7 protein-coding genes are annotated in these 8,664 nt (G+C 72.4%); 5 read left to right on the top strand and 2 right to left on the bottom strand.

Going from position 1 to position 8,664, the window contains the following annotated elements; genetic code table 11:
- Positions 1 to 173: 173 nt before the first annotated feature.
- Positions 174 to 1,685 (bottom strand): MFS transporter, encoded by a 1,512-nt coding sequence (locus tag R6V09_RS39265; RefSeq protein WP_317886260.1) that lies wholly within the window; start codon positions 1,683 to 1,685, stop codon positions 174 to 176.
- Between the two features lie 201 nt (positions 1,686 to 1,886).
- On the opposite strand from R6V09_RS39265, the gene R6V09_RS39260 reads away from it, so the two are divergent.
- The 5 genes from R6V09_RS39260 (at position 1,887) to fabI (ending at position 7,876) form a co-directional block, all read left to right on the top strand.
- Positions 1,887 to 2,603, top strand: coding sequence for an SGNH/GDSL hydrolase family protein (locus R6V09_RS39260; RefSeq protein WP_317886259.1), 717 nt, complete (start codon positions 1,887 to 1,889; stop codon positions 2,601 to 2,603).
- Positions 2,600 to 3,694, top strand: coding sequence for a methyltransferase (locus R6V09_RS39255; protein ID WP_317886258.1), 1,095 nt, complete (start codon positions 2,600 to 2,602; stop codon positions 3,692 to 3,694). The genes R6V09_RS39260 and R6V09_RS39255 overlap by 4 nt, the downstream gene beginning before the upstream one ends.
- Positions 3,691 to 6,141: a hypothetical protein gene (locus tag R6V09_RS39250; protein WP_317886257.1), complete on the top strand. Its 2,451-nt coding sequence runs from the start codon at positions 3,691 to 3,693 to the stop codon at positions 6,139 to 6,141. Before R6V09_RS39255 ends, R6V09_RS39250 begins: the two co-directional genes overlap by 4 nt.
- A gap of 68 nt (positions 6,142 to 6,209) precedes the next feature.
- Positions 6,210 to 7,109, top strand: coding sequence for an alpha/beta hydrolase (locus R6V09_RS39245; protein ID WP_317886256.1), 900 nt, complete (start codon positions 6,210 to 6,212; stop codon positions 7,107 to 7,109).
- Positions 7,106 to 7,876 carry an enoyl-ACP reductase FabI gene (fabI, locus tag R6V09_RS39240; RefSeq protein ID WP_317886255.1) on the top strand — a complete coding sequence of 257 codons (771 nt, stop codon included), beginning with the start codon at positions 7,106 to 7,108 and terminating at the stop codon, positions 7,874 to 7,876. Before R6V09_RS39245 ends, fabI begins: the two co-directional genes overlap by 4 nt.
- Positions 7,877 to 7,937: 61 nt before the next feature.
- On the opposite strand, the gene R6V09_RS39235 is transcribed toward fabI, so the two are convergent.
- Positions 7,938 to 8,664: aminotransferase class I/II-fold pyridoxal phosphate-dependent enzyme (locus tag R6V09_RS39235; RefSeq protein ID WP_317886254.1), on the bottom strand; the 727-nt coding region annotated here is incomplete at its 5' end.

The raw sequence follows: 8,664 nt of genomic DNA, 5'->3' as shown, positions 1-8,664 counted from the left end.
GCCCTCCCCCACTGCCCTAAAGGCGTGGGGGGACCCCCAGCGGCGTTGTCGTCGGTCGCCGACGGCTCCGCGTCGCCTCCCTCCTCCGCCTTGCAGTTGGACGCACCAGACCCCGCTCACCGGCGCTCATCAGGCACGGTTGCTTTCCTGCGACCTGATCCGCCGGACAGGCCCTAGCGGTCCGCGCCGTCCAGGTGGGCCCGGCTGTCGTTCGGGGTGGAGCGGGCGACCGTGGCGGCCGGCGCGGTCGGGGTGCCGGAGAGGCCGACGGCGGTGACCAGGACGACCAGCAGCCATACGGCGATGCCGATCACGAAGGTGAGGGTGAACTGGCTCTCGGCGGGCAGGGCCGGCACGCCCGGCGGCAGTCCGTGCAGGGTGTTGGCCGCCATCAGCGTGGTGATCACCGCGCTGCCGATCGCGCTGCCGCCCGAGCGGGAGATGGAGTTGATGCCGTTGGCGATGCCGGTCTTCTCGGGCGGGACCCCGCCGACGATCAGCGCGGGCATCGCCGCGTAGGCGAAGCTGATCGCCGTACCGTTGACGGCGCTGGCGGCGATCACCGAGGCGGTCGTGTCGTGGGCGAGGGCCAGCCAGGTGGAGCCGAGCGCGCCCAGCAGCCCGCCGAGCCCCAGCACCAGCCGTGGGCCGTAGCGCTTGACCAGGATGCCGCCGAACGGCGCGCCCAGCAGCGAGAAGGCGGTGCCCGGCAGCAGGTACTCGACGGCGGCCCGCAGCGCGGATGCGCCGAAGCCGTAGCCGGCCAGCGACGGGGGGATCTGGGCGAGGAAGGACAGCGCGATGAACTGGGCGAACATCACGAACCCGACGAGCAGTCCGGCGATGTTGGTGCTCAGCACCGGGCGCAGGACGAAGGTCGGCAGGTCGATCATCGGCTCCCGCACACGGCTCTCGGTCACCCACCAGGCGACGGCCAGGACGGCCGCCGCGACGAAGCAGCCCAGCGTCCGGCCCGACGTCCAACCCCACTCCTGCCCCTGGGAGACGGGCAGCAGCAGTAGCACCAGGAACGCGCTGAAGCTGAGCGCGCCGAGCACGTCGGTGCGTCCGCCCGGGCTCTCGCGGTCCGCGGGCACCCAGACCACCAGGGCGACCAGGGTGACGGCGGCCAGCCCGACCGAGAGCCAGAACACCCGTCGGTAGTCGGCGTCGGCGCCCTGCGTCAGCAGCCCGGAGAGCACCAGCGCGAGGCCGCTGCCGATGCCGAGCATGCCGCTGACCAGGGCCATGGCACCGGCGAGCCGTTCGGGATGGATCTCCCGGCGCAGCACGGCCAGCGCGAGCGGGAAGATCGCGGTGGCGCTGCCCTGCAGCACGCGGGCCACGATCAGCAGCGGCAGCGAGTGGGTGACGGCGGCCAGCAGTGAGCCGGCCAGCAGCACGACAACCACCGCCACCAGTACGCGTTTACGGCCGTGCTGGTCGCCGAGGCGGCCGAGCAGCGGGGTGAAGACGGCGGCCGACAGCAGGGTGGCGGTGTTGACCCAGCTGACGGCGGAGGCCGAACTGTGCAGCGAGGACTGGACCAGACCGAGGATCGGCACGAGCAGCGTCTGCATCATGGACACGACCATCGCGGCGGCGGAGAGGCTCACCACGAGGGCGGTCCGGCCCGTGTGCGCACGGGGTAAGGGCGTCGGAGCGGGCTGGATCGGTGTCGACATGTCAGTAACCCTTTGCTCCTTGGGCGTTGGGAGCTGTGGCCGTGTCGCCCGAGCGGCGGCGAGCACGCAGCGAGGGCACAGATATTAGCACGGTCGGTCGTATTGATTATCTCCTCGGGATGGTAAACAATATGCACGGTCGTGCTCCTTTGTGGGCCGGTCGACCATCCTGCACACACGTGAGAAGGGACAGCCGCACACGTGACGCGCAACGAGAGTGAGAGCGGCGGTGCGGAGCGCCTCGATCCGTACTGCCTGACGGAGGGGGAGGCGGACCGGCTGCTGGCCGGCCACCCCTGGCAACGGTTCGTGGCACTGGGGGACAGCGTGGTGGAGGGACTCGGCGATCCGGTGCCGGGCTACCTCGACCGGCCCTGGGTCGACAGACTCGCCGCCGACCTCCAACGGCACGGAACCGACTTCGTCCACCGCAACCTGGGCCGCCGCAACACCCGCGCCGCCCTGGTCCGTTCGACCCAGCTCGACAAGGCACTGGCGTTCCGGCCGGACCTCGCGCTCGTCTCCTGCGGCGGATACGACACCCTCGTCCCCGCCTTCGACGAACAGCGGGTCGCCGCCGAACTACGGGCCATCGTCGCCGCGTTGCGCGAGAGCGGCAGCACGGTGATCACCGTCAGCATGATCGACAGCTCACGTTCGCCGCAGCTGCCCGCCGGTGTCCGGCAGCGGTTCGCGTCGCGGCTGCGTGCCCTGTCCGACGCCACCTCGGAGATCGCCCATGACCTGGGCACCCTCCACATCGATCTGTTCGACCACCCGGTCGGCGACGCCGACAACCTGCTGAGCGCCGACGGCAGGCACGCCAACCGGCGCGGCCACGCCATCGCCGCCGCCGAGGCCGTACGCGCGATCGGCGCGTATCTGGCCCGGCCCGAGCTGAGGAACGGTGCGGCATGACAACCACCCCCGAACGGGCGGCCACCGCCCCCTCCATCCGCGACCGCATGACGCTCGCGGGCATCCTCACCGGAGGCTGGCTGGCCCAAGGCTGTTACGCCGTCGCCGAGTTGGGCATCCCCGACCTCCTCACCGACGGACCGCGCCCGGCCGCCGAACTCGCCACCGAGGCCGGCGCCGACTCCCGCGCGTTACGCCGTCTGCTGCGCGTCCTCAGCTCCGTGGGCCTCTTCACCGAACCCGAACCGGGAGTCTTCGCGCTGGCGCCGACCGGCCGCCTGCTGTGCACCGACACCGTCCGGTCCAGCCGCTCGGCCGCGATCATGTTCGGCGAGGAGGTGCACCGCTCCTTCGGCGAGATCACCCACACCCTGCGCACCGGCACCCCGGCCTTCGACTCCCTCTACGGCATGCCGTTCTACGACTACCTCGACAGCCACCCGGAAGCCGCCGCCGTGTTCACCGCGGCGATGGGCGCCGCACCCGTGCCGCCCGCGCTGAACGCCGTGGACCTCACGGGAGTCAGGACGCTCGTGGACGTGGGCGGCGGCGACGGCAGCCTGCTCGCCAAGGTGCTGCCCCACCACCCCGTGATGCGCGGGGTGCTCACCGAACTGCCCGACGCCCTCGAAGGCGCCCGCGACCGGCTCACCCTGCTGGGACTGGCCGACCGGACGGACCTCGTCGCGGGCAGCTTCTTCGACCCGCTGCCCGAGGGCGGCGACGTCTACACGCTCTCCCGGGTGCTGCACAACTGGAACGACGACAAGGCCGTACGGATCCTGCGCCGCGTCCGCGAGGCCATGCCCGATCACGGACGGCTGCTCGTCCTCGAACGGCTGGAGACGCCGGTGCCCGAGGACGCGACCCTGTCCCGGCAGGCCGCCCAGGGGCGGCTGATCGACCTGCTGATGCTGGTCATGCTGGAGGGCTGGGACAGGTCCCGGGAGGAGTACCGGGACCTGCTGGAGACCGCCGGCTTCACGGTCCGGGCCGTGCACCCCGCCCCGCTGCAGTCCGACCGCGCCGAGCAGGTCATCGAAGCGGTACCCGCCGCACCGGGCGGCACACCGACGGGGGAGACCCGATGAGCGCCCCCACGACCACCGCGGAATCCCCGCACGAGGCCACCGCGGCGGACCGGCTGCTGGTCCTCAGCGTCAGCTCCCGCCCCGGCTTCCACACCACCGTACGGACCGCGCTGGCCGACGCGGGCGCCGGCCCGGGACACCGCGCCGACGCCGACGACTGGCCCGACCTCTACCAGGACACGGCCCGCCGCGCCCACCGCTTCCTGGCCCGCACACTGGAGGGCGACGAGACCACCGTCGTGACCGCAGGCACCCTCCCCGAGGCCGCGACCGCGTTACGCGCGGCGGCCACCGGCGCCACCACCGCCACCCTCACCCTGCTGCTGGTGGACGCGCAGGCAGCCGGACTCAGCACCGACCCGCTCGCGGACACCATGGACGCGGCACTGGCCGACTTCGCCGCCGCGCTGCCGGACGAGATCTCGGCCGACCTGTCGGCGTACACCGTGCACGTCTACGACGAACTCGACCGGTCACCGGCGCGGCTCGGCCGGTCCTACGCACTCAAGCAACTCCCGGAAGAACCCTGGCTGTTGGCCGCGGACGTGATCTGCGCCTTCGCGGACCAGACGCAGTTCCGGCACATCGCCCAGGTCATCCGCGCCGAGTCCGCGCCCCGGCGCGCGCTCGCCCAGTGGCTGCACTCCTTCCTCACCGCCCGCGCCGGCGACACCTGGGGGCTGCACTACTACACCGGCTCCATCGTGACCGGCCTGATCGGCGAGCTGGAGCGGACCGCGGAACAGTCCGGGAACCCGGTGCTGCGCGGGCCGAGCGAACACGCCCTGGCCTGCGGGGCGATGGCGCGCTGGCAGCTGGACGAGGCGCCGTTCCTCATCGTCGTCACCAACGGCATGGTCGACGAGTTCAAGGGCACCCTCGCCAACCTGCGCGAGACCCACGCCCGCGGCTTCATCGTCTGCGCCGACCCCGACCCCGGCGGCTGGTTCCCCTTCCAGGGCACCGTCCACCAGGGCGAGGACTCCCGCGCCGTGTTCCGGGCCCGGGGCCTGCCCACCTTCCACCTCGACGACCCCGGCCGCCTGACCGAGGACCTCGCCGCCGCCCAGAAGGCCTACGACACCGGCGAGGGCCCGGTCGTCCTGCTGGCCGGCGCCTCAGTCCTCAACACCCCCGCCACCGGCGCCGAGTTGGCCCCACCGGCCGCCCCGACGGTCCGCGCCCAGGTCACCGACAGCGCGCTCGAACCGGTGCTGCGCCTGGTCAACGAGGAGCCCGCCCGCCTGCTGTGGCAGTGCGGCCGGCTCGACGAGGAGGAACGCGCCCTCACCCACGCCCTCGCGCGGACGGCCGGCATCGCGCTCGCCGACTCGCTGACCCGCCCCGGCACGGTGAGCCGCTACCACGACGGCGCACACCTCCCCGAGTACCTGGGCACCCTCGGCATGATGGGCTGCTCGGCCCGGGTGCACGCCTTCCTGCACCACGAGGAACGACTGCGCGCCCGCGGCGAACAGGCGCTGTTCATGCTCAAGAGCAGGATCACCGAACTGTCCACGCCGTTCACGCCGCGCGCCCTGGAACGCCAGTTGCGGATCGTCCAGATCACGCACACCCCGGAGCACATCGCGCCGTTCACCGACCACCCCGTCGTCGCCGACGCCCGAGGCTTCCTGCGGGCGCTGCGCGACGGACTCGCGGTCGACCCCGAGGTACTGGCGGCCCGCCGCGCGGCCATCGAGGCGACCCACGACAGCGCCTCCGACGTACTGCACCGGCTGCCGCTGCGGCCCATGAGCCCCAACTATTTCTTCCACCAACTGGGCGATCTGCTAACGGATCTGATCACCCGTCACGACTACACCTACACGGGTCTCTACGACGTGGGACGCGGCGGCATCTCCGCCGTGCGCAACCTGCCGCGCACCGGCCCGGGATTCTCCGGCTGGTACGGCCGTGCCCTGATGGGCGACGCCCTGCAGGCGGTGCCCGCCGTCGCCCTCACCCGGGACGACAACGTGCTGGCCTTCGTCGGCGACGGCGCGAGCGCCCTCGTACCCGACATCGTGCCGACCCTGGTGCAGCAGGCGGTGCAGTACGGCAGGCGCCCGCGCGGCAACGTCAGCGTCTTCCGGCTGATCGACGGCGGCCACTCCGTCATCCGCACCTACCGCGAGACCCGGACCGCGGTCGCCGCCGACCGGCAGACACAGGTGCTGCACCTCCTCCAACCGGAGGGGACCCACGACTACGGGCCGCTGACCGTCTCGCACCGCCACCTCACCGGGGTGCCCCACGACGAACTCCGCGAGCGGCTGCTGCGGCGCGGCACCGTCGACCTGTACTCGGTGGAACTGGCCCACAACAACGAGGGCGACGGCATGAGCCCGGCCGGCGCGCTCGGCTGGCAGCGCGACGAACTGGCCGAACTCGCCTTCACCGTGGCCCGCACCACCCGGCGCAAGGCCGGGCGCACGGCCCGCTGACCGGGCCGCGACGCGAGTGACGAGGAACAGTCCGGCGGACGGGCATCGTCCGACGGAGCCGCGACGACATGGACAGGATGAACATGGACCAGGCCACGGCCCTGACCGGCAAGGCTCTCAACACCCTCTCCCTCGTGAGCCCGTGGCTGGCGGGCGAAGCCACCTACCGTCTCTTCCGGCTCCCCCTCAAGCGCGCCGCCACCCGCGACGAGGAGAAACGGCTCATCGGCCAGGCGCACATCGAGAAGGTGCGCGTGGCCGGCGAGACGGCCGTCACCTACCGCTGGGGGAGCGGGGAGCGGCCGGTGCTGCTCGCGCACGGCTGGCAGTCGCGCGGCACCTGCTTCGCCCGGTTCGTGCCGGGGCTGCTCGCCGCCGGGTACAGCCCCGTCGCCTACGACGCGCCCGCCCACGGCGACGCCACCGGCGGGACCACACACGTCCTCGCCTTCCGTGAGGTGATCGGCCAACTGGCCGAGGAGCACGGTGAGTTCGAGGCGATCATCAGCCACTCGGTCGGTGTCATGGCCTCGGTGCTCGCGCTGCGCTCCGGGGTGTCGGCCCGGCGGCTCGTCGCGATCAGCCAGGTGGGCGAGTTCACCTTCCTCTTCGACCAGTTCTGCGGACAGCTGGGCCTGCAGCCGAGACTGCGGGAGGAGCTGCGGCAGCGCATAGAGAGCCGGATCTTCCCCGGCGAGAAGGACATCTGGCAGCGCTTCTCCACCACGTACGAGCCCTCGGGTGTCACCGTGCCGATCCTGGTCATCCACGACGAGGACGACCGGATGGTCGGGGTGGACCAGGCCCGCCGGATGGCCGAGGTCTTCGGCGACCAGGCGCGGCTGGTCACCACCCAGGGCCTCGGGCACCGCAGGATCCTGGACGATCCCGGCGTGATCGCGAGCACCCTGGACTTCGTGACGGCAGCGCAGAGCGGCCCGGCGGAGGCCTCGGTGGCCGGCCGATGAGCGGACTGCTCGCCGGTCGGCGCGTGCTGGTCACGGGCGTGCTGATGGACTCCTCGATCGCCTTCCACGCGGCCCGGATCGCCCAGGAGGAGGGCGCCCAGGTGCTGCTCACCGGCTTCGGACGGCTCAGCCTGGTGGAACGCGTCGCCCGGCGGCTGCCCAAGCCGGCACCGGTGATCGAACTGGACGTGACCGACCAGGACCACCTGGCGCGGCTGCCCGAGCGGATCCGCGAGCACACCGACGGGCTCGACGGCATCGTGCACTCCATCGCCTACGCGCCCCCGGACGCGCTCGGCGGCGGCTTCCTGGACACGCCCTGGAAGTCCGTCGCGACGGCCGTGGAGGTGTCGGCGTACTCCCTCAAGTCGCTGACGCAGAGCTGCCTTCCGCTCTTCGGCCCGCGCGGCGGCTCGGTGGTCGGGCTGACCTTCGACGCGACGGTCGCCTGGCCGGCGTACGACTGGATGGGGGTGGCCAAGGCGGCGCTGGAGTCGACGTCCCGCTATCTCGCCCGGGACGTGGGTCCGCTGGGGATCCGCTGCAACCTCGTGGCGGCCGGGCCGATCCGCACCATGGCGGCCAGGTCCATCCCCGGGTTCGCCACGTTCCGCGACGTGTGGACCCAGCGGGCGCCGCTGGGCTGGGACGTGACCGACCCCGAGCCGACCGGCCGCGCCATCGTGGCACTCCTGTCGGACTGGTTCCCCAGCACCACCGGCGAGGTGGTGCACGTGGACGGCGGGGTGCACGCGATCGGCGCGTAGCCGCACCGACCCGGTCCGTCCGGGGCCCGGCACGTCACCGCGTGCCGGGCCCCGGACGTGTTCAGGCGTCGGGGGCGGCGGTCTGGGCGGCGACGAACGCGGCCAGCCGGCGGATGCCCTCCGTGATCTGCTCCGGGTCCAACGCGCTGCAGGACAGCCTGAGTTGGCGGGTTCCCCCGCCGTCGAGGAAGAAGCTGTCCATCGGGGTCCACAGGACGCCGAAGTCGCGCGCCGAGCGCTCCAGAGCTTTGGCGTCGGCGGTGAACGGCACGGTCATCACCAGGAAGAAGCCGCCGTCGGGCCGGTTCCAGGAGAGGCCGAGACGGTGCCGCTCGGCGGCCGGGAAACTCCGGTCGAGCGCGTCGAGCAGGGTGTTCATGTTCGCGGCGTAGTAGGCGGTGGAGGCGGCGTTCGCCTCCCGCAGGCGGCAGCCCGACCCGACCAGGATGCCGCCGATGACGGCCTGGCTGATGGCTGAGGTGTTGACCGTGGTCATGCTCTTGATCTTCGAGAGCCCGTCGGCGAGCAGACCGCGGGTGCCGTCGGGTGCCAGCACCTCCTGGTCGGCCAGCACATAGCCGACCCGGGCGGCGGGCAGCGCCGTCTTGGCGAACGAGCCCAGATAGACCACCCGGCGCCCGCCGAGCGCCTTCAGCGTGGGCGGGGTGGTGCCGGTGCGGGAGAAGAACCCGTACGGGTTGTCCTCAAGCAGCAGCAGATCCTCCCGCCCGGCCACCTCCAGGAGCCGCCGGCGCCGCTCCAGGGGCAGGCTCGTCCCGGACGGGTTG

This window comes from Streptomyces sp. W16, from assembly GCF_033194735.1.
Taxonomy (GTDB): domain Bacteria; phylum Actinomycetota; class Actinomycetes; order Streptomycetales; family Streptomycetaceae; genus Streptomyces.
The sequence above is the reverse complement of the archived record's forward strand: the minus strand, read 5'-3'. Positions and strand labels throughout refer to the sequence as shown.

Coding starts and splice junctions, on each gene's coding strand:
- R6V09_RS39265 (WP_317886260.1), bottom strand. CDS start 1,685: ATGTCGACACCGATCCAGCCCGCTCCGACGCCCTTACCCCGTGCGCAC.
- R6V09_RS39255 (WP_317886258.1), top strand. CDS start 2,600: ATGACAACCACCCCCGAACGGGCGGCCACCGCCCCCTCCATCCGCGAC.
- R6V09_RS39250 (WP_317886257.1), top strand. CDS start 3,691: ATGAGCGCCCCCACGACCACCGCGGAATCCCCGCACGAGGCCACCGCG.
- R6V09_RS39245 (WP_317886256.1), top strand. CDS start 6,210: ATGGACAGGATGAACATGGACCAGGCCACGGCCCTGACCGGCAAGGCT.
- fabI (WP_317886255.1), top strand. CDS start 7,106: ATGAGCGGACTGCTCGCCGGTCGGCGCGTGCTGGTCACGGGCGTGCTG.